The 20,410-nt window shown below is 43.9% G+C and carries 20 protein-coding genes; 3 read left to right on the top strand and 17 right to left on the bottom strand.

Annotation, left to right across the window (positions count from 1 at the left end; translation table 11 throughout):
• Positions 1-31: 31 nt before the first annotated feature.
• From mtaB to gpr, 12 genes are all read right to left on the bottom strand, one after another.
• Positions 32-1,387 carry a tRNA (N(6)-L-threonylcarbamoyladenosine(37)-C(2))-methylthiotransferase MtaB gene (gene mtaB, locus SB658_RS03060; RefSeq protein WP_003230017.1) on the bottom strand — a complete coding sequence of 452 codons (1,356 nt, stop codon included), beginning with the start codon at positions 1,385-1,387 and terminating at the stop codon, positions 32-34.
• Complete coding sequence (locus SB658_RS03055) at positions 1,387-2,157, bottom strand: 16S rRNA (uracil(1498)-N(3))-methyltransferase (protein ID WP_003230015.1); 771 nt, start codon at positions 2,155-2,157, stop codon at positions 1,387-1,389. The genes mtaB and SB658_RS03055 overlap by 1 nt, the downstream gene beginning before the upstream one ends.
• A gap of 22 nt (positions 2,158-2,179) precedes the next feature.
• Positions 2,180-3,115 carry a 50S ribosomal protein L11 methyltransferase gene (prmA, locus tag SB658_RS03050; RefSeq protein ID WP_004398884.1) on the bottom strand — a complete coding sequence of 312 codons (936 nt, stop codon included), beginning with the start codon at positions 3,113-3,115 and terminating at the stop codon, positions 2,180-2,182.
• A 24-nt stretch (positions 3,116-3,139) separates the two neighbouring features.
• Positions 3,140-4,267 carry a molecular chaperone DnaJ gene (gene dnaJ, locus SB658_RS03045; protein ID WP_003230010.1) on the bottom strand — a complete coding sequence of 376 codons (1,128 nt, stop codon included), beginning with the start codon at positions 4,265-4,267 and terminating at the stop codon, positions 3,140-3,142.
• A 199-nt stretch (positions 4,268-4,466) separates the two neighbouring features.
• Positions 4,467-6,302: a molecular chaperone DnaK gene (gene dnaK / locus SB658_RS03040; RefSeq protein WP_004398786.1), complete on the bottom strand. Its 1,836-nt coding sequence runs from the start codon at positions 6,300-6,302 to the stop codon at positions 4,467-4,469.
• A 23-nt stretch (positions 6,303-6,325) separates the two neighbouring features.
• On the bottom strand, positions 6,326-6,889 hold the full coding sequence (grpE, locus tag SB658_RS03035) for a nucleotide exchange factor GrpE (RefSeq protein ID WP_003230005.1): 564 nt from the start codon (positions 6,887-6,889) through the stop codon (positions 6,326-6,328).
• Positions 6,890-6,960: 71 nt separating this feature from the next.
• Complete coding sequence (hrcA, locus tag SB658_RS03030; protein WP_003246126.1) at positions 6,961-7,992, bottom strand: heat-inducible transcriptional repressor HrcA; 1,032 nt, start codon at positions 7,990-7,992, stop codon at positions 6,961-6,963.
• A gap of 80 nt (positions 7,993-8,072) precedes the next feature.
• The gene (gene hemW / locus SB658_RS03025; RefSeq protein ID WP_004398764.1) at positions 8,073-9,212 is read right to left on the bottom strand and encodes a radical SAM family heme chaperone HemW; all 1,140 of its coding nucleotides are present in this window, start codon (positions 9,210-9,212) and stop codon (positions 8,073-8,075) included.
• 52 nt (positions 9,213-9,264) lie between these two features.
• Positions 9,265-11,103 (bottom strand): translation elongation factor 4, encoded by a 1,839-nt coding sequence (gene lepA, locus SB658_RS03020; RefSeq protein ID WP_003229999.1) that lies wholly within the window; start codon positions 11,101-11,103, stop codon positions 9,265-9,267.
• Between the two features lie 133 nt (positions 11,104-11,236).
• Positions 11,237-11,575, bottom strand: coding sequence for a YqxA family protein (locus tag SB658_RS03015; RefSeq protein ID WP_004399162.1), 339 nt, complete (start codon positions 11,573-11,575; stop codon positions 11,237-11,239).
• 16 nt (positions 11,576-11,591) lie between these two features.
• Positions 11,592-12,797 carry a spore autolysin SpoIIP gene (spoIIP, locus tag SB658_RS03010; protein WP_003229993.1) on the bottom strand — a complete coding sequence of 402 codons (1,206 nt, stop codon included), beginning with the start codon at positions 12,795-12,797 and terminating at the stop codon, positions 11,592-11,594.
• Positions 12,798-12,859: 62 nt separating this feature from the next.
• On the bottom strand, positions 12,860-13,966 hold the full coding sequence (gene gpr / locus SB658_RS03005) for a GPR endopeptidase (protein WP_003229991.1): 1,107 nt from the start codon (positions 13,964-13,966) through the stop codon (positions 12,860-12,862).
• A 203-nt stretch (positions 13,967-14,169) separates the two neighbouring features.
• Between gpr and rpsT the strand changes: the two genes are divergently transcribed.
• On the top strand, positions 14,170-14,436 hold the full coding sequence (gene rpsT, locus SB658_RS03000) for a 30S ribosomal protein S20 (RefSeq protein ID WP_003229989.1): 267 nt from the start codon (positions 14,170-14,172) through the stop codon (positions 14,434-14,436).
• A 14-nt stretch (positions 14,437-14,450) separates the two neighbouring features.
• On the opposite strand, the gene holA is transcribed toward rpsT, so the two are convergent.
• Together holA and SB658_RS02990 are read right to left on the bottom strand one after the other, a co-directional pair.
• Complete coding sequence (gene holA / locus SB658_RS02995) at positions 14,451-15,494, bottom strand: DNA polymerase III subunit delta (RefSeq protein WP_003229987.1); 1,044 nt, start codon at positions 15,492-15,494, stop codon at positions 14,451-14,453.
• Positions 15,495-15,533: 39 nt separating this feature from the next.
• Positions 15,534-15,683 carry a hypothetical protein gene (locus SB658_RS02990; RefSeq protein ID WP_003229985.1) on the bottom strand — a complete coding sequence of 50 codons (150 nt, stop codon included), beginning with the start codon at positions 15,681-15,683 and terminating at the stop codon, positions 15,534-15,536.
• A gap of 40 nt (positions 15,684-15,723) precedes the next feature.
• On the opposite strand from SB658_RS02990, the gene SB658_RS02985 reads away from it, so the two are divergent.
• The gene (locus SB658_RS02985; protein WP_003229983.1) at positions 15,724-15,858 is read left to right on the top strand and encodes a YqzM family protein; all 135 of its coding nucleotides are present in this window, start codon (positions 15,724-15,726) and stop codon (positions 15,856-15,858) included.
• Positions 15,859-15,897: 39 nt separating this feature from the next.
• Here the strand turns inward: SB658_RS02985 and SB658_RS02980 are convergent, their stop codons facing one another.
• The 3 genes from SB658_RS02980 to comEA all read right to left on the bottom strand — a co-directional run bounded on the left by SB658_RS02980 (position 15,898) and on the right by comEA (position 19,485).
• Positions 15,898-18,228, bottom strand: a complete 2,331-nt coding sequence (locus SB658_RS02980; RefSeq protein ID WP_410601139.1) for a DNA internalization-related competence protein ComEC/Rec2 — start codon at positions 18,226-18,228, stop codon at positions 15,898-15,900.
• Positions 18,229-18,231: 3 nt separating this feature from the next.
• Positions 18,232-18,801, bottom strand: coding sequence for a ComE operon protein 2 (locus SB658_RS02975; protein WP_072174291.1), 570 nt, complete (start codon positions 18,799-18,801; stop codon positions 18,232-18,234).
• Positions 18,802-18,867: 66 nt separating this feature from the next.
• The gene (gene comEA, locus SB658_RS02970) at positions 18,868-19,485 is read right to left on the bottom strand and encodes a competence protein ComEA (RefSeq protein WP_144500701.1); all 618 of its coding nucleotides are present in this window, start codon (positions 19,483-19,485) and stop codon (positions 18,868-18,870) included.
• An 83-nt stretch (positions 19,486-19,568) separates the two neighbouring features.
• Between comEA and comER the strand changes: the two genes are divergently transcribed.
• Entirely contained in the window at positions 19,569-20,390 is an 822-nt protein-coding gene (gene comER / locus SB658_RS02965) for a late competence protein ComER (RefSeq protein WP_144500700.1), read from the top strand.
• Positions 20,391-20,410: the final 20 nt, after the last annotated feature.

Below are 20,410 nucleotides of genomic sequence, written 5' to 3'. Positions count from 1 at the left end.
CCGGTACATTTTAATGCACCGATTTTTTAGGTTAAGAAGACAAACGCATGTGTTCAGTTATTTCATCCTCAACCACACGGACAAACTGTCCTTCGTTGTAAGGATAACCTGCTTTTAGGATTTTGACTTTTACGATTTTGCCGATCATATCTTCCGTACCTTTGAAAACAACCTTCATATAATTGTCTGTGTAACCGACAAACATATTTTCTTCTTCTGTTTCCTTAAACGCTTCCTCAGGGATAATCTCAAGCACTTCATTTTCATACTGAGAAGCGTATTCTTTTGCAAGCTGGTCAGAAAGAGCAATCAGGCGGTGCACACGTTCGTTTTTCACGTTTTCATCCACTTGGTCTTCCATTCGCGCAGCTGGTGTTCCTGTACGTTTACTGTAAGGGAAAACATGCAGTTCAGAGAATTTATGTTCTTTAATAAAGTTATAGGTTTCCATAAATTCTTCTTCTGTTTCTCCAGGGAATCCGACGATGACATCAGAAGTAACAGCTAAGCCTGGCAGTGCTTTTTTCAATTTATTTAAACGGTCTGCAAAGAATTCCATTGTATATTTGCGTCTCATTCGTTTAAGCACTGTGTTTGATCCGGATTGGATAGGAATATGCAAATGATTCACTATCTTATCTGAGCGGTCTAAGACCTCGATCACTTCGTCAGTGATTTGGCTGGCTTCGATTGAAGAAATTCTGATCCGTTTCACGCCTTCCACACGGGTGTCTAATTCGCTCAAAAGCTTCGCGAAGTTGTAATCTTTCATATCTTCGCCATAGCCGCCTGTATGAATACCCGTAAGAACAATTTCCTTATATCCGGCATCAACAAGCTGCTGCGCTTGTTTAATGACTTCTTCAGGATCGCGGGAGCGGAGCAGGCCGCGCGCCCACGGAATGATACAGAATGTGCAGAAATTATTGCAGCCCTCCTGTATTTTTAATGACGCTCTTGTGCGGTCCGTGAAAGCAGGCACATCAAGCTCTTCATATACTCTTGCTTTCATGATGTTGCTGACGCCATTAATCGGCTGGCGTTCTTCTCGGTATTGGTCAATGTAGCCAAGCATTTTTTCACGGTCCTGTGTTCCAACTACAATGTCGACACCGGGGATCGCCATAATCTCAGCAGGTGAGGTTTGCGCGTAGCAGCCTGTGACACAGATGACACCGTCAGGATTTTGACGAATGGCGCGTCTGATCACTTGGCGGCTTTTTTTATCTCCCGTATTTGTAACCGTACATGTATTAATGACATATACATCAGCTGTTTGTTCAAAGTCTCTTCTTTCATAGCCCGCTTCTTTGAAAAGCTGCCAGATTGCTTCTGTTTCATAATGGTTGACTTTACAGCCAAGCGTATGGAAAGCAACAGTTGCCATTACTGATCACCTCTTAATAACTCTGTTTGATAAGAAATCGCACTCAACGCGTATAGCGGAGCGGTTTCTGTCCTTAAAATTCTCGGTCCAAGGCCGCACGTCACACCGTCTTGCTCTGTGAGCCGTTCAACCTCCGCTTCTGTTAAACCGCCTTCGGGACCAAATACGATCAATAGAGATGATCCTTTCGGAAGGCTGCTTACAATCGCGCTGAATGCGCTTATTTCCCCTTGCTTCGATGACTCCTCGTATGCAACGACACATTTATCGAAATCCTGCATCCTTTGAAGAAGCTGCTGAAAAGAATGGACATCCATCACTCGCGGCACTTCGTTACGGTACGATTGCTCAGCCGCTTCCTTCGCAATTTTCGTCCATCTTTCCCGCTTTTTCTTTGCCTTTTTGTCATCCAGCTTGACAACAGAACGCGCGGCTTGGAAAGGAATAAAGGCATGAGCTCCGAGCTCAGTCCCCTTTTGGATAATCCATTCAAGCTTATCTCCTTTCGGAAGGCCGCTCGCAATATAGACCTTTATCGGAAGCTCTCTGTTTTCATTCGTCCATTCTATCACAAGGCAGGACACTTTATCTTTGGAAACAGATTGAAGTTCACATTTTGCCTCGAAGCCGTCTTGAGAGCAGCAGATAATCTGATCTCCCTCATTCATTCTCATCACGTTCACAATATGATGAACTTCTTCGCCGGTAATCGAAAAAGTCGGCGCTTCCTCTATTTGCTGCTTCGTGAGCTCGATAAAATATCGTTGCATACGCTGTGACACCTACTAACTGTTATTTTTTCGCAATAATGCTGACCCAATCTTCCATTGAAAGGATTTCTACAATGGTAAAGCCAGCTTGTTCCAGTGCTTCTTTTACTTCTTGTTTTTTATGACCGATGATTCCTGACGTAATAAAGTGACCGCCTTCTTTTAACAGGCTGTACGCTTGTGAAGTAAAGCGAAGAATGACTTCAGCCAAAATGTTGGCCACAATCACATCATGTTCCCCTTCAATCCCGTCTAACAAATTGTTTTGCTTCACTTGAGCAATATCGCTGACTTTGTTCAGCTTGAGATTGAGGCGTGCACTTTCTACAGCCACGGGATCAAGATCGTAGGCATGAACCGATTCAGCCTCAAGCATTGCAGCCGCAATACTTAAAATTCCCGAACCAGTGCCGACATCAATCACCTTATCACCCTTTTGCACAAAGCGTTCAAGCGCCTGAATGCAGAGTACGGTTGTCGGATGTGTCCCTGTGCCGAAAGCCATTCCCGGGTCCATTTCAATAATCAGTTCATCAGTATGGACCGGCGTATATTCCTCCCACGTCGGCACAATTGTAAACTTTTCAGAAATTTTCACAGGATGATAATACTTTTTCCAGGCAGTCGCCCACTCTTCTTCATTTACTTCAGAAATAGTGATGTGGTTTCTGCCCAAATCAATATTGTAAAGAAGGAGATTATTAATCGTTTCTTTGATGCCGTCTACAGTTTCGCCCAGAAAACTGTTAACCGGCAGATATGCTTTGACAATGACACCCTCATCTGGGTAATCATTGGGGTCGAGCTGGTAGATTTCCCCGTACACATTCTCACGTTCTTTAATTAAATCAAGCGGGTCCTCTATCACAACCCCACTTGCACCAGCTTCATGCAATATATTTGAGATAGGTTCGACCGCTTCATGTGTTGTGTGAATGCTTAATTCGGACCATTTCAAAACTACCAACTCCTCATCCAATAATTAATCGCCTTTAAACGCGCGTTTTACCTTGTCAAAGAAACTCATTTCCTGTTCGTCAGGCAGGTTTCCGCTGACTTCGGCAAATTCGCGGATAATGTCTTTTTGTTTATCAGTCAGATTTGTCGGCGTAACGACGCGGACGACGATATGCTGGTCACCCTGTCCATAGCCTCTGACATTTTGAACGCCTTTGCCTCTTAATCTGAATTTCGTTCCTGTTTGTGTACCGGCCGGAATTTTCAATTTCACTTTTCCATGCAGCGTCGGCACTTCTACCTCATCTCCAAGAGCAGCCTGAGCAAACGTTAACGGCATTTCACAGTAAATATCATCGCCGTCACGCTCGAAGAACTCGTGTGCGCGTACATGGAACACGACAAATAAATCCCCGGCAGGGCCGCCGTTTATTCCTGGTTCACCCTGTCCCGAGAGACGAAGCTGCTGCCCGTCATCTACACCGGCTGGAATTGTCACATTGATTTTCTTGCGTTTTTTGATTTTTCCTTTGCCGCCGCAGTCCGCACATTTGTTTTTAATGATTTTGCCTGTACCTTCACAGTGGTGGCAGACCCGTCTGTTAACGACTTTTCCAAACGGTGTATTTTGCTCCACGTTTAACTGGCCGGAGCCTCCGCAGTGGGAGCATGTTTCTGGATTTGTTCCAGGTTTCGCACCTGAGCCTTTACATGTTTCGCACGTTTCCTCGCGGGGAATTTCGATGGTTGTTTCTTTACCGAAAGCCGCATCCTCAAACGACAGGGTCATCGTATACTGTAAATCAGCACCCTGGCGCGGAGCGTTTGGATCTCTTCGTCTTGTGCCTCCGCCGAATATACTTGAGAAAATATCATCGAAACCAAAACCGCCGAAATCGCCGCCGCCAAAACCTCCGCCGCCGAAGCCTTGGTTAGGGTCAGTGTGACCAAATTGATCGTAATGCGCACGTTTTTGGTCATCTGACAGCGTTTCGTATGCTTCTTTTACCTCTTTAAATTTTTCATCTGATCCGGCTTCTTTGTTAATATCAGGATGATATTTTTTTGACAGCTTCCGATAAGCTTTTTTAATTTCATCCTTTGAAGCGCTCTTACTTACTCCCAGCACTTCATAGTAATCACGCTTACTCATCTCGCTTCACTCTCCCGAATTTCTCACATAAATTAGATTGTATCATTTTGAATTATGATTTTTCAATTCCTTTTATCCCGGGCAAGAAAAAAAGTCAAAGCCAAGAGATGCCTGACTTTGACTTTCTAATCATTGAATCAGATTATGAAATGTGTTCTTTTCGGTCAGCTCCGGAAGCGGGGCTGACACTAAAAAGAACTTATTTTTTGTTTTGGTCGTCGTTTACTTCTTCGTATTCAGCGTCGACAACGTTGTCATCCGCTTTGCCTTCAGCGTTTGCTCCGCCTTGAGCTTGCTGTGCTTTAGCAGCTTCTTCATAAAGCTTCATAGAAAGCTCTTGAACGATTGTTTGAAGCTCATCTTTTTTCGCTTTGATCTCTTCAAATTCGTTTTTCTCAATCGCTGCTTTTAAAGCGTCTTTGGCATCGTTGGCTTTTTTCACTTGTTCTTCGTCCACTTTGCCTTCAAGATCTTTTAATGTTTTCTCAGTTTGGAAAACAAGCTGATCTGCTTCGTTGCGGACTTCGATTTCTTCTTTTTTCTTCGCATCAGCGTCAGCATTTTCTTCCGCTTCTTTTACCATGCGTTCGATCTCTTCATCTGAGAGACCTGAAGAAGATTTGATTGTAATGTTTTGTTCTTTTCCTGTGCCTAAGTCTTTTGCTCTTACGTTTACGATACCGTTTTTGTCAATATCGAAAGAAACTTCGATTTGAGGCACGCCGCGCGGTGCTGGCGGGATATCAGTAAGCTGGAAGCGGCCGAGTGTTTTGTTGTCGGCAGACATTGGGCGCTCACCTTGAAGAACATGGATATCAACAGCTGTTTGGTTATCAGCAGCAGTTGAGAACACTTGAGATTTGCTTGTTGGGATCGTCGTGTTGCGGTCGATCAGTTTTGTAAACACACCGCCCATTGTTTCGATACCGAGAGAAAGCGGTGTAACGTCAAGAAGAACAACATCTTTTACGTCACCTGTGATAACGCCGCCCTGAATCGCAGCACCAAGCGCTACAACTTCATCCGGGTTTACGCCTTTATGCGCTTCTTTTCCAGTTTCTTTTTTGATTGCTTCTTGTACGGCAGGGATACGAGTTGATCCGCCGACAAGGATGACTTTGTCGATTTCGCTTGCAGAAAGTCCTGCATCTTGAAGCGCTTGACGGACAGGACCCATTGTGCGCTCTACTAAATGAGAAGAAAGCTCTTCGAATTTAGCGCGAGTTAATGTAAGTTCAAGGTGAAGCGGTCCTGCTTCTCCAGCTGTGATAAACGGTAAAGAAATTTGCGTAGAAGATACGCCGGAAAGATCTTTTTTCGCTTTTTCAGCTGCGTCTTTCAAACGCTGAAGCGCCATTTTGTCTTTTGACAAATCAATGCCGTTTTCTTTTTTGAATTCAGACACCAGATGATCGATGATAACTTGGTCAAAATCGTCCCCACCCAGACGGTTGTCGCCGGCAGTTGAACGAACTTCGAATACACCGTCGCCAAGCTCAAGGATGGAAACGTCGAATGTACCGCCGCCAAGGTCGTATACTAGGATCGTTTGATCTTCATCTGTTTTATCAAGTCCGTATGCAAGCGCTGCTGCAGTCGGCTCGTTGATGATACGTTCTACTTCAAGACCTGCAATTTTACCAGCGTCTTTTGTTGCTTGACGCTCAGCATCGTTAAAGTATGCAGGAACTGTGATAACTGCTTTTGATACTGTTTCGCCAAGATAGCTTTCAGCGTATGATTTAAGGTGTTGAAGGATGATAGCAGACACTTCTTGTGGAGTGTAATCCTTTCCTTCAATTTCAACTTTATAATCAGTACCCATATGACGTTTGATAGACATAATTGTGTTAGGGTTTGTAATAGATTGGCGTTTAGCCACTTCCCCTACTTGACGTTCGCCGTTTTTAAATGCAACAACTGATGGCGTTGTGCGGTTTCCTTCAGCGTTAGCAATAACTTTAGGCTCGCCGCCTTCAAGCACTGCCACACATGAGTTTGTTGTTCCTAAGTCGATTCCGATAACTTTACTCACTTGAATAACCTCCTGCTATGTAATTATTGATTCACTTTGACCATGGAAGGGCGAATGACGCGATCCTTCAGCTTATAGCCTTTTTGCATTTCCTCAACAACAATGTTGGAGCCGTAGTTTTCGTCTTCAGCCTGCATAACAGCTTGGTGCAGATTAGGATCAAATTCCTGCCCTACAGCTTCGATGGCTTCGACGCCTTCTTTTTTCAAGGCTTCTACGAGCTGACGGTGGACCATTTCCATTCCCTGGAGCAAACTTTTCGTCTGTTCATTGTCGGCTTCAACCTGAAGCGCTCGTTCAAAGCTGTCAAGAGCCGGCAGTAAATCAGTCACGATATTTTGAGAACGGTATTTTTGGGACGCTTCCATCTCTAAACGGCTGCGTCGTTTATAGTTTTCAAAGTCTGCTTGAACACGCAAAAGTTTGTTTTCTTTTTCCTCAAGCAAACCTTGCAATTCGTTAATTTGGTTTTGAAGAAGTTCGCTTTCATTTGTTTCTTCCTGCTGTTCATCAGCGGCAGCTTGTTCTTCAATGATTTCTTGCTCTTCTGTTTCGTTTTGTTCAACGGTTTGTTTTTCTTCTGACATTGTGTTCACCTCCCTCAAAGTGTAAGGAGAAGGACAGGTGCTGCCCTTCGATAAAATTTGCCAAAATTCCCTTATTCATCATACAGACTTGTTAATGCTTTTGACAAGTCCGAAGTCACATGCTGAAGCAGGCTGACAACCCTGGAATAATTCATGCGGGTCGGGCCGATAATCGCAATTGAGCCGATCTGCTTCTGGTCTACGGAATAAGAAGCCGTAATCAGACTGCAATTTTCCATCTCTTCATAGTCGTTTTCTTTTCCGATTTTAATCGAAATTCCCGTGTGCGGGGATTGAACCAGCTTTAAAACATCCTGTTCTTTCTCAATTAATGAAAGCAGCGACCGAACTCGGGTGATATCATGGAACTCAGGCTGGTTCAGCATATTGATTTTCCCGCCAAAAAACAACTTTTCAACGTGATTTGTGGAATGAAAGGTTGAACGAAGCGCGTCGAGTATATTGTCATAGTTCTTAATGTGCTGTCTTAGGTACATGACAACTTCCTTAAATATGCGCTCATTCAGTTCATCCATTGGAACGCCGCTTAATCGGTCGTTCAGTATATTGACCAGTTTTTCAATATCAGACAGATCCATTTTGGTCGGAAAGTTAATCGTTTTGTTTTCCACATGCCCCGTATTGGTAACGAGAATCGCTACCGCCATATCAGGCTGAATCGGAATGATTTGAATCTGTTTAAGGTAATTCTCACTCAGCTTCGGCCCGAGTACGATGGATGTGTAATTCGTCAGATCGGACAAAATTTGCGCTGATTTTTGAACTGTCTTCTCCAGCTCGAAAATTTTCTCTTTGAAGATCGAGTGGATTTGGTCCAGGTCGCTTTTCGTCAGTTTGACGGGTGACAGCAAATGGTCAACATAGTACCGATACCCTTTTTCTGACGGAACACGTCCTGAGGATGAATGGGTTTTTTCAATAAAGCCCAATTCCTCCAAGTCAGCCATCTCGTTTCTTATTGTTGCAGAGCTAAATGTGATTTCATCTTTTTTCGAAAGAGTTCTTGATCCCACCGGCTGTGCCGATTTAATAAAATCGTTGATTATAACCTGTAGGATCAGCAGCTGACGATTTGTTAACATCATCATCACCTCTGTTAGCACTCTCAATAAGCGAGTGCTAATTCTATAACAAAAGTATCAAACCACAAGAAAAATGTCAATTATAACTCACCCAAAAAAGCGCCAAAAACTTCATTGCCTAATAATTTCCCTTGATGAGTCAAATAAACGGCAGACTCCGAATTGTGAATCAGCCCTTTTTCAGCGAGGTCTTTTAACACGCTTGGGAAAAGTCCATCCAGGGAGCGGCCGTATTTTTCTGCGAATCGTTTTTTGCTGACACCGGCTGTTTTTCTCAAACCTAAAAACATTTCTTCCTCAATCTGTTCTTCTGTTGTCACTTCATGTGTATCTCTGTACGGAAAACCCTTTTCAGCTATCAGGTCAATGTAATGCTTAACAGGTCCGACGTTCACTGTTCGTGTGCCGCCAATATATCCGTGAGCGCCAGCTCCGAAACCGAAATATTGTTCGTTGCTCCAATACGTTAGATTGTGCTTAGATTCCATGCCTGCCTTAGCAAAGTTGCTGATTTCATATTGATGAATGCCGTGAGCTTCCATCTTGCTCATCACTATTTCATACATTTCAGCTTCCTGCTCCTGCGGCGGAAGATGAAGCCGCCCTTTTTGCATCAAATTATAAAATACCGTTTTCGGTTCTACAATAAGGGAGTAAACGGAATAATGCTCAGCGTCCAATGATAAAGCAGTGTTTATGGAATGTTCCAGATGCTTGAGGGTTTGCCCCGGAAGCCCGAACATGAGATCAAGACTGATATTCTCAAAACCGATTTCCCGCGCTCTTTCAAAAGAGGTGAATACATCTTTTTGCTTGTGCACTCGGCCGATTTTTTCTAACAGATCGTCTTCGAACGTTTGCACACCAAAGCTAAGGCGATTTACGCCTGCTTCTTTTAATATTTTTAATTTCTCTGCGGACAAATCGTCCGGATTCGCTTCAACCGCAAATTCCGATAAGTCGCTTGAGGGCTTTAGCACGCGGTTGATCATATCCATCAGCTTTTTAAGCTGTTCCTCAGACAGGGAGGTCGGCGTGCCTCCTCCGATAAAGATTGTTTTGAGATCAGGCTGCCCGGTTTTTGCTATTGTATTTATCATTTCCTGTTCGAGTGCGTTTAAATACTCGTCGACTGGCTGACTTTGAATAAAATATTTATTGAAATCGCAGTAGTGGCAAATATGCTCACAAAATGGGATATGGATATAAGCTGATTTCAACGGATTCACCTTCTTTACAGAAAGAAGCCGCAGTACAAGACTGCGGCGGCTTCTATTGTTTTTTCGGACTGTCGTCCATTTTCAGAACTGCCATAAATGCTTCTTGCGGCACTTCAACTGAGCCGACCTGCTTCATACGGCGCTTTCCTTCTTTTTGTTTTTCAAGAAGTTTCCGTTTACGCGAGATGTCCCCTCCGTAACATTTAGCCAATACGTTTTTACGCATTGCTTTTATGGTGGAGCGGGCCACGATTTTCTGGCCGATTGCGGCTTGTACCGGAACTTCAAACTGCTGGCGCGGAATGAGTTCTTTCAGTTTTTCAACGATCACTTTTCCCCGTTCATATGCGTAATCACGATGCACGATAAAGGAAAGGGCATCGATTTTTTCACCATTCAGCATAATGTCCATTTTCACAAGCTTGGACGGTTTGTAGCCGATCAGTTCATAATCAAAGGACGCATAGCCTTTAGTGCTTGATTTCAGCTGATCAAAAAACTCATATACGATTTCCGCTAATGGCATATCATAAATGATGCTGACACGGTTTGCGTCTAAATACTGCATATCAATGAAATTGCCGCGTTTTCCTTGGCAAAGCTCCATTACAGCGCCGACATAGTCATTCGGCACCATCATCGTCGCTTTTACGTATGGCTCCTCAACCCTTTCGATCTTTTGAGGATCCGGCATGTTGGACGGGTTGTCGACAACGACCTTTTCGCCGTCTGTCATATACACGTCATAGATAACGCTTGGCGCTGTCGTAATCAGGTCGATGTTGAACTCACGCTCAATTCGCTCCTGAATGATCTCCATGTGAAGCATGCCTAAAAATCCGCAGCGGAACCCGAATCCAAGCGCTTGCGAAGTTTCCGCTTCATATTGAAGGGAGGAATCATTCAGCTCAAGCTTTTCAAGAGCTTCCCTTAAATCATTATACTTCGCTGTATCAATCGGATACAAACCACAGTACACCATCGGGTTTAGCTTGCGGTATCCCGGCAGCGCTTCTTCTGCAGGATTGGCAGCGCTCGTTATTGTATCACCGACACGTGTGTCACCAACATTTTTGATTGAGGCAGTCAGGAAGCCTACATCACCGACCGTCAGTTCATTTGTCGGAGTTGCTTTCGGCGTGAACACGCCCACCTCTGTTACTTCGAATTCTTTGCCGGTTGCCATCATTTTGATTTTTTGTCCCGGCTTTACCGTTCCTTCAACGACTCTGATATAAGCCACGACACCGCGGTAGGCGTCATAAAGCGAGTCGAAGATCAGCGCTTTGAGCGGCGCCTCCGGATCTCCGGTCGGAGCTGGCACCTTTTCTACGATTTGTTCTAAAATCTCCTCAATCCCGATACCGGCTTTTGCTGAAGCAAGCACGGCTTCTGATGCGTCAAGGCCGATAACGTCTTCTACCTCTTGGCGCACACGTTCGGGCTCGGCGCTCGGAAGGTCGATTTTATTGATGACCGGAAGGATTTCAAGATCGTTGTCAAGCGCTAAGTAGACATTGGCGAGCGTCTGCGCTTCAATCCCCTGGGCTGCATCCACGACAAGAATCGCTCCCTCGCAGGCAGCAAGGCTTCGGGATACTTCATACGTGAAGTCGACGTGTCCCGGCGTATCGATTAGATGAAAGATATATTCTTCTCCGTCTTTTGCTTTATATTTAAGCTGAACAGAGTTTAATTTAATGGTTATGCCCCGCTCACGTTCAAGATCCATAGAATCGAGCAATTGTTCTTTCATTTCTCGTTGAGTGATTGCCGACGTTTTTTCTAAAATACGATCCGCTAAGGTCGATTTTCCGTGGTCAATATGGGCAATGATAGAGAAATTCCGTATTCTCGATTGCCTCTCTAAACGCTTTTCTTTATCTGTCACAATCTATCACTCCTACTATTAAACGCAAAATACACTAGCTTAGATTATATCAATAGGATTGTAAAGATTCAATGTAAAACAAGAAAGAGAAAAGTTCCCTATCATATCTGGGTTGCTTTTCTCTTTCACGTACTTATTGATTCATATCCCGTATCCATTCATACATTGACTGGGCAGTATTGGTTACGGTGTCCGAAAGCGCTTTTCCGGCTTTTGAAAACATATTGAATGTCTCCACCTTTTCCAGCTCTTTTTGTTTTTCTACTAAATCTTTTGCCGTGACTGTTTCTCCTAGGATTGAGGCTTCTTTTTCATTATCTTTTCCGTCGGTGAGCGTAAACGCCCCCTTCAGTGAAGGGTCATGATAGCCTTTCATACTCAGCATCCCGTGGTTTGCCTGCTGCATGCCGAACAGAACGCCTAAAAACATGATCGTGACAAGCAGTAAGCACTTTCCAAAGTATGCAATCAAATCAACCACCTATTTCTTATTGTTTTTTCGTCTCCCCGCTCGCTGCGTTGACCTTTTCAGCATCCCAGTACATTTCGCTGAATACGTCCGCGGCCGCGTTAGCCGCACGCTGCAGCTCTTCGAGATTATTATCCACTCCGCCAAACTCGAGCAAAAGCGCTCTATCGGTTAAATCCTGATTGTAAACACCATTATCGCCTGGCGAGCCTTTGGAAAAGACACCTGTGCTAAGTCCGGGGTATTTTTTCTCCATCAGTTTATGAAGCTCACTCGCAATTTTATAGTTTTCTTCGAAGTTTTTGCTTTTTTTCCCGACGACAAAGGCTACCCTGGCATAGCTTTTCCCTTTAATCGTTGCGGTTGTGTCTTTTTTGCGCCGAGAGTCTCTGTGGATGTCAATGATATATTGCAGATTTTTGTTTGAAGCGAGGGCGTCTTTCACGACCGGCCTTGATTCATCATAGGACCTGGCATAGTTTAAGCCTTTTTTATTCAATTTTGACTGTATATCGGTTTTATTCACTGTGGCTCCGATTCCCTGGGATTCAAGCGCTTGTCCGAACATATCTCCTACAAGCGTGACATTGGCTTTAGAATGGCGCGCCATGTCAGGATCGGTCTCGCCTTTTAATAGAGGGAGATATGATTCCGTATTGTGCGTGTGATAGATAAACACGACCTTTTTATCACCTGTTGTTTGTTTCGGCGGATCTTTTTGCGCATTATCTGATTGCGTTTGCTGTTTTTCAATCTCTGCCAAATTCGCTTCTCTTTCTTCCTCCATCACCTTAGACGGCGGCGGCGATTCCGCAGGCATATTCGTATAATCCGTTCCTTGTCCAGCTAACAAAATCTCGGTATCAAATTGTGCAAATCCTGGCAGCTCCCGACCGAGAAAGCTCCGCGGATCTTCGAGGTTAATGCTCGTCGCCAGCTTTAAAGAAAGACGAGAAAGATGAAATGAGCTGTCTGTTTGAGAGAGGTCAGAAGCGAAATAATGGTTTTCCATCTGCAGCAAATGTGCAAATACGTCACCCGGCAATTCTTCAGCAATCCCATAAAAAGAGTCAGACGACGGCCTAAGTTCCGGCCGGAGAGACGTCAGCACACCGGATAGAACAAAAATCACGATAAGGCTTACGATAAATAGAAAGATGGCTTTTACCGCTTTCCCTCCATTTACCGCAACAACAATCTGTCTGTTTCTGCGTTTATTTCTCATTGAATCCCTCCAGCGCTTGTCTAGTAATTACTCTATGAACAAGCTAGAGGAAGTAGAACTGTTTAGTGATTGTAGGAGCCTTTGTTTTCTTGTGACACTTTTTCATGAAGCGCTGTGTTTAATCCGTTCGCTAAAACATTTGCCATATCGTCGATAAATGAATCGACTTCCTTCGGTGTAACCATTAAGTTGTGCCCTAAAGGCGAAAGCACCTCGTGAATGAGCTGCCGTTTTTCATCTTCTTGAAGGGTTCCGACAATACCTAGGAACGATTGGCGCTGCTTTTGATCGGGAAGATCGTCTTCAGTGAGCACTTTCTTTTTCCCAAACGTCATGCCTGCCGGAACAAGCGATCTTGATGGCCTGTTATCCTTCATTTCTCTGCCAAAATGTTTTAATATGTAGTCCACCGTGTCGCTGGCAATTGTCACGGCATCAACTACTGTCGGAACACCGATAGCAATCACCGGAACACCAAGCGTGTCTTTGCTTAAATCTTTTCGTTTATTCCCCACTCCAGACCCCGGGTGAATGCCTGTATCCGATATTTGAATGGTTGTGTTGACCCTTTCCACCGCCCGCGCCGCCAACGCATCAATGGCGATGACAAAATCAGGCTTCGATTGCTCAATCACACCTTTAATAATGTCACTTGTTTCGATTCCTGTTATCCCCATTACACCCGGTGCAAAAGCACTGACAGGCCTGTAACCCTCCTGTACGTTTTCCGGCTGAAGCTTAAACAAGTGCCTTGTTACCAACAGATTTTCTACTGCCATCGGTCCAAGCGCATCAGGTGTCACGTTCCAGTTGCCGAGCCCAACGATCAAACAGCTCGCATCTTTTGAGATATTAAGGTTTTCAAGAAAAGCTGAGAATTCCTCCGCAAAGACAGCAGAGACCTTCTCCTGCATTTCCGAATCATTCTCCCTGATTCCCTGTGCTTCAAGCGTTAAATAGCGCCCTTCTTTTTTTCCCGAAAGCTCTGCGCCTTCCTTTGTAACATCAACTGTGCGGATTTTAATGCCGCCGTGATCACGCTCTTTTTCAATAAAGCCTTTAATTTCTTTTGTCGGCACAGCCTGCTGATTGGCCATTGCTTCCTTCGTTTCCACTGCCAAATCGGTCCGTATCAAATACTGATTCACATCCAGCTCACTCTTTTTCATACAGGGGCCTCCTTCACATTAAGTACCTATATTGTTGCCATTTGCTGAATAAATCATGCTAAAAAGAGAACCTTCAATGAAAAATACTTTACATTTATATTGCAATCTAAAGGTGTGTTTGATAGAATACAATTTGTTCTATTGTGAAGAAGATTTAACCTTAAGACACTGTGCTACAGGTTGTATCTTAGGAGGTGAAACACATGCCAAACATTAAATCAGCGATTAAACGTACAAAAACAAACAACGAACGCCGCGTTCATAACGCGACAATCAAATCTGCTATGCGTACTGCAATCAAACAAGTTGAAGCTTCTGTTGCCAACAACGAAGCTGACAAAGCGAAAACTGCTCTTACTGAAGCAGCTAAACGTATTGATAAAGCAGTGAAAACAGGTCTTGTACACAAAAATACCGCAGCTCGATACAAATCAAGACTAGCGAAAAAAGTGAACGGACTTTCTGCATAATATAAAAACGATCCTCAATAATGGGGATCGTTTTTTTCATTTCTTTTTAACAGCTGTAAAAGGAACAGTTCGAGCAGGAGCTGCTTGTCCTTTTTCCCGGTTTTCATCTCATAGTCCATGACGGCAAGCTGTTCAATAATTAAACGGAGCTCCTCCTCTGAAAAAAGCCTTGCTTGATCCATCGCCAGCTTTACCCGAAATGGGTGAACTTTTAGATTAGAAGCGATTTGTTTTTGTCCGTATCCCTGTTCCGCGAAGTACTTCGTCTGCAGAATCAGCCGGAACTGATTCGAAATAAGCGCCATAATTTTGATCGGTTCTTCATTTTGTTTTAGCAAATCATAAAAAATTTGCAGACTCTCTGTTCGTTTTCGGTTGACGATTTTATTGATCAGCTCAAAAATATTTTGTTCAAGGCTTCTAGCAACAAGCATTTTTACATCATCCAGCGTAATTTCTTCACGATCTCCAATAAACGTGCAGAGCTTTTGAATCTCCTGAAAAATCGATGACAGATGACCGTTCACAAGCAGAACCAAATGCTCCGCCGCTTCCGTGCCGATTGTTTTCTGCTCTGTTTTTGCAAGGTTGACAGTAAAGTCTGTCGTTTCCTTTGCATTTAATTCCTTCGCCTCCATCATAAACGCGTGCTTCTTTAACGCTTTCGTCAGCTTTTTTCGCTCATCAAGCTTTTCATACGGAGCAAGCAGGACAAAGACTGTGTAAGGCGCAGGTGATTGTATATATGATTCAAGCGCACTGACGTTGTGCTCAATTTTTTCTTTTTTCTTTTCACCTGTTAAAAAATATGGATTTTTCACAATGACAAGACGCCGCTCCCCCATAAACGGAAACGTTTCAGCATCTGCAATCGCTTGATCCAGCGGGTCCTCTTCCAGATCAAAAACGGACAGATTGAAATCCTTTGTCTCCTGATCAACGACCGTCTGTCTGATCCTGCTGACGGTTTCTTGCAGCAGATATGTCTCTTTTCCGTATAAACAATAAACCGGATGGACCTCTCCTTTTTTCAGGCTTTTCCACACATCAAATACCATTGTTGTACGACTTCCTCTCTTTCATCATCCCCTTCTATCCTAAATTGAGTTTGCAAAATAGTAAAGAGGAAGCCTGACTGCTGCTTCCCCATTTATATTAAACGCCTGTTCGCAAGCCCCCGGGACAGCTTGTAAAAAGGCGATAATCACCAGAACAGAAAACGTTACCTTAGCTTCTAGATTTTTCAAAACAATTCCATTATACTTAAGTCAGTCAGGAGGGATAAAGTTGAATGATTTTGAAAAAAACGTTCAAAGCAAACGAAATGATGCTGTAGATTCAGCTGTTGGTTTTGTTGTGTCCTTCGGATTTTTCGCCTTCTTGTTTGTCATGGCAACGGTTATTCACCTAGTTGGTTCATAACAGCGACTGCCCGGGCTGCTGATTTCTCGGCAGTCTTTTTTAGTTCGTCTCTGTTATATCTGATGTATCATATGGAGGATAGACAGAAAAGGTTCCAACTCTGTTTTTGTATCTATATTGGATCGTTCCGTTTTGATCTGTTCGCAGCACGCGGATAGAATGTCTCTGTAATAGTTGCAGAACTTTTTGATGAGGATGATGGTACCGATTGTTTTTCCCGGCTGAGATAATGGCCGTTTTCGGCTGAAGCTGTTGGATGAAGTCTTCACCGGTAGAGCCTTTGCTCCCATGGTGCCCCACCTTTAAGACATCTGCTTTAATATTTGGAAACACGTCCATCACCTCCTGTTCCCCTTCTTTCTCCAGATCACCCGTCAAAATCCAGCTCAGAACGCCCGTCTCCATCCACAGAACGAGAGAGGAATTATTTTTGCTTGCCGGATCAGGTGTTTCAGGTGACAGTACATGGAACTGCAAATCCTTTATTTGCAACACATCGCCTCGCTTCACCTCTTCAATTGTCACTCCCTCTTTTCTGGCTGTCTGCAGCACTTTCTCATCTTTAGGTTCAGAAACGAACCCTTTCGGAATCACGAGGCGCTTTACTTTATGATGCTTCAGCAGAGTCTCCGCCTCTCCGATATGATCTTGGTCAGCGTGCGTCAGGATTAAAGCGTCAAGCTGTTTGATTCCCTTAGCAGTTAAAAACGGAATCAGCACCTTTTCCCCCAGTGAAAACGGATGCTGTTTTTCGCGCCAAGGCTCTGACGAGTAAGACAAAGTGCCGCCGGTATCAATTAAGACACGACCCCGCTGATGCGGAGCACCTACAAACATGCTGTCACCCTGTCCAATATCTATCATATCCACTTCTCCTTCGGAACTAAGACACGGATATATAAAGAGCAGAAACAGCACCGTGCAGCAAATGCCTCCGGTTACCATCAACTGCGACAAGGAGCGTTTTTCAATCGCCATAAGCAATAGGATGATCGCAACCGTGAATAAAAAAAGCAAAACAGGGGCAGGATGTGCGATCATAATCGTGAACACATCAACATCTGCAATGTTTGTGATTAGCCTATTGGTCCAGCTTATCAATAAATCAAACCAGCTGAAAAACAATCTCCCAAACGAAGCGGAAAGACTTAATAGAAGAACACCTGCTACAGCTCCCGGCAAAATACAGAAGGTATAAAATGGTACCATCAACATATTCATCGGTACGCTGATGATAGAAAACTGATGAAAATGATATAGAAGAATCGGAAGCGAGCCCAGCTGAGCGATGAGTGATACAATTGTCAGCTGTCCCAAGGAGGTTTTAACCTGCTGAAAAATAGAAGAGGATAGAATTAAAGAAAAACTGACGGCGAACGATAGCTGAAAACCGGCTTCAAAGAGATGATAAGGATTGAAGAGCAGAAGGACGATGTATGAAAGGCAAATTGCAGTTGCAGAGTGGACACGCCATTTGACAAGGCTTCCAGCTAAGTAAACACCCGACATGAGAGCGGCGCGTAGCACTGAAGGAGCAGCGCCGGTCAACATCACATAGAGTGGCAGAAATAACAGCAACAGAATTGACGCCTTTTCTCTAGTTATACCAAGGCGAATCATGATATAAAACAAACCTGCTGTCAAAATCCCCACGTGGAGTCCTGATATTGCCAAGAGATGGACAACACCAAGCTTTTGATACGCGGTAAGCACTTCGTCCTCCACATAAAATCTGTCACCGACTGTAAGTGCCTGTACAATTCCTGCCGAATCAGGAGGCAGAAGGCTGTTTGTGAATGATATGATATGTTTTCTCAAGCTGAGCACCTTGTACTTAAAATTTTCAGGTTCACTGCAGTTTTGGATAGACGTGACAGAGTAGTTCCAATGAATATGCTGCCGATAAAGATACTCGTTATAATCAAATGCACCCGGCACAGTTGCGTGATTCGGTTCTTCCAATGTACCAGTCAACTCACATGACATTCCTGGTTCTATGTATAACAGCTGTTCTTTTTCACCAGCAGACTGAATGCGATACGCAGCAGCCCATTTTTCCTTATCAGGTGTCTTAACCATCATAGACATACGGTCGCCGTCAATTTTGGGAATAGTGTCAATCACTGCCTTGAATTGATAGGTTCCCTGCCGATAGGAAGAGACATTCTGAGAATCTGTGACTGCATACAGTACAAAAAACAATATAAAAGAGAAGAAACAAACAATAATAAGAAAAGCGTGCCTCGTTTTGATTAACATGATGAGGAGAAAGAGGATGAAAAGAAAAATAGCGGGGAAATAAGCGGCGGCAGTAATTCCAACCGTTGCCGAAGCTGCCGCCATAGGCAATAACAAACGCGAATTACGCATTCATCACACGTAGCTCGTGAAAAGTATATTCGCCTGTTCATGTATCTTTTTCAATTCTTCCTCCGCTAAACCGGCATCGGCCAATTTCCCTATAAGACCCGCTACAAATGAAAGCTTTTCTCTGTTTTTCAGATCAACGATCATTTCATCGAGTTCAACCTGTTCAACAGTTACACCCGCCTGTTCAAATAATTCCTGCGCATACGGATGTGTTTTGTAATCCTCAGCATAATAAACCGTTTTGATACCAGCTTGAATAATAGATTTGCAGCATTGAATGCACGGATAATGCGTCACATAAATCTCCGCTCCATCAGTCGGCACCCCAAACTTAGAGCATTGAAGAATCGCATTCATTTCAGCGTGAATCGTTCTTGCGCAATGATCATCTATCATTAAGCATCCTTCATCTGCACAATGTACACCGCCCGCGATTGACCCGTTGTAGCCTCCTGCTATCATGCGTTTGTCTCTGACTATAGTAGCGCCGACAGATAATCTCGGACATGTGCTGCGCAGCGCCAATAAATGGCTTTGAGCCATAAAGTATTGATTCCATGAAATTCGTTCCACGTTGTTCCCTCCAAATGTTGTGTTGCCTGACCTATAGTTTACCTATCATAATGCATGACCGTCAAATCACTTTACTGTAATGGAAGACTTTATTTTCTCAAATGACTTTTCACCTATTCCTGAAACCTTAGTGATTTCTTCAATTGTTTGGAAACGCCCGTTTTCTTCCCGGTATGCAATAATAGCTTCAGCTTTGGATGGCCCCACCCCTGAGATGCCTTGTAACTCCTCTAAGGTTGCTGTATTGATATTCACCAGCGCTCCCTTCCCTCCATCGCTTTGGACAGACCCTCCGCCACCTTGCTGCACTGCTGTTTCCTCTCCCTTTTTCGGGATGTACACCACTGTCCCGTCCTGCAGAATCTCCGCCAAATTTACTTGCGCTTCGTCTGCTTGTTCACTGGTCCCGCCCGCTTTCTCAATTGCCTGAGATACTCTGTCCCCTGTTCGCAATTCATAAACGCCAGGATGCCGAACAGCACCTTTGATGTCTATCACAATTGTTTCATTTGACTCGTCGTTGTTTGCTTCCTGCTTTACCACTGTATTTTCTGTCTCTGTTGGTACAGCTTGCTTCACCGGCTCTTTATTTTTCCCTGTGGCCAGAAAGATCATAATCGCTGTGAAAACAGCCGCAGAAGCCGCTAAAATAATTGCTTTCTTATGCTGATTCAACCAATTCATCGTGCATGTTCCCCGCTTTCGTCATATTTTATTTTCATAACACATATGGTTTAGAGGATAATAGCTCAAAGGAGGGGAAACCATTGAAGATAGGCTTTATCGGCACAGGAAATATGGGTACGATCCTTATCGAATCATTTATTGAATCAAAAGCGGCCGATCCCTCAAACATAACAATCACAAACCGCACAATTGAAAAAGCGTTGCACATAAAAAACCGCTACAACAGCATAAACGTTACCGAAAGTCTCGAAAAGCTCGCTTCTGAGAACGAGATGATTTTTATTTGTGTTAAGCCGCTTGATATATATCCTTTACTGGCAATAGCGTTACCTTATTTAAGAAAAGATCATATTCTCATTTCAATTACAAGCCCCGTTCAAACCGAACAGCTCGAACAATATGTGCCGTGTCAAGTGGCGCGAGTGATCCCAAGTATTACGAACAGAGCGCTGGCAGGTGTTTCTCTCGTCACTTTCGGCACAAGCTGCGGCGAATCTGCAAAAGCGAAAATCAATGAGCTGATGCAGCATATCTCTCATCCGCTGCAAATTGAAAGTGACATCACGAGGGTTGCATCAGACATCGTAAGCTGCGGCCCCGCTTTTATGAGCTATCTGATTCAGCGGTTTATAGATGCAGCTGTTTCGGAAACATCAGTGTCTAAACAGGACGCGATTTTGATGTGTAAGGAAATGCTTGTCGGAATGGGAAAACTGTTAGAAACCGAATTGTATACCCTGCCTGCATTACAGGAAAAGGTTTGCGTTAAAGGCGGTGTAACAGGAGAAGGCATTAAAGCGCTGGAAAGCGGTGTGCAGGATATGTTTCACCGGGTATTTCAAAATACTCATATGAAGTACGAGGAGGATATTTCCGCAGTGAAAAAGCAGTTTCATGTGTAGACGAGTATGTCATACGTTCG

The sequence above is a fragment of the Bacillus sp. SIMBA_008 genome (genome assembly GCF_046535495.1).
Classification (GTDB): domain Bacteria; phylum Bacillota; class Bacilli; order Bacillales; family Bacillaceae; genus Bacillus; species Bacillus subtilis.
The sequence above is the reverse complement of the archived record's forward strand: the minus strand, read 5'-3'. Positions and strand labels throughout refer to the sequence as shown.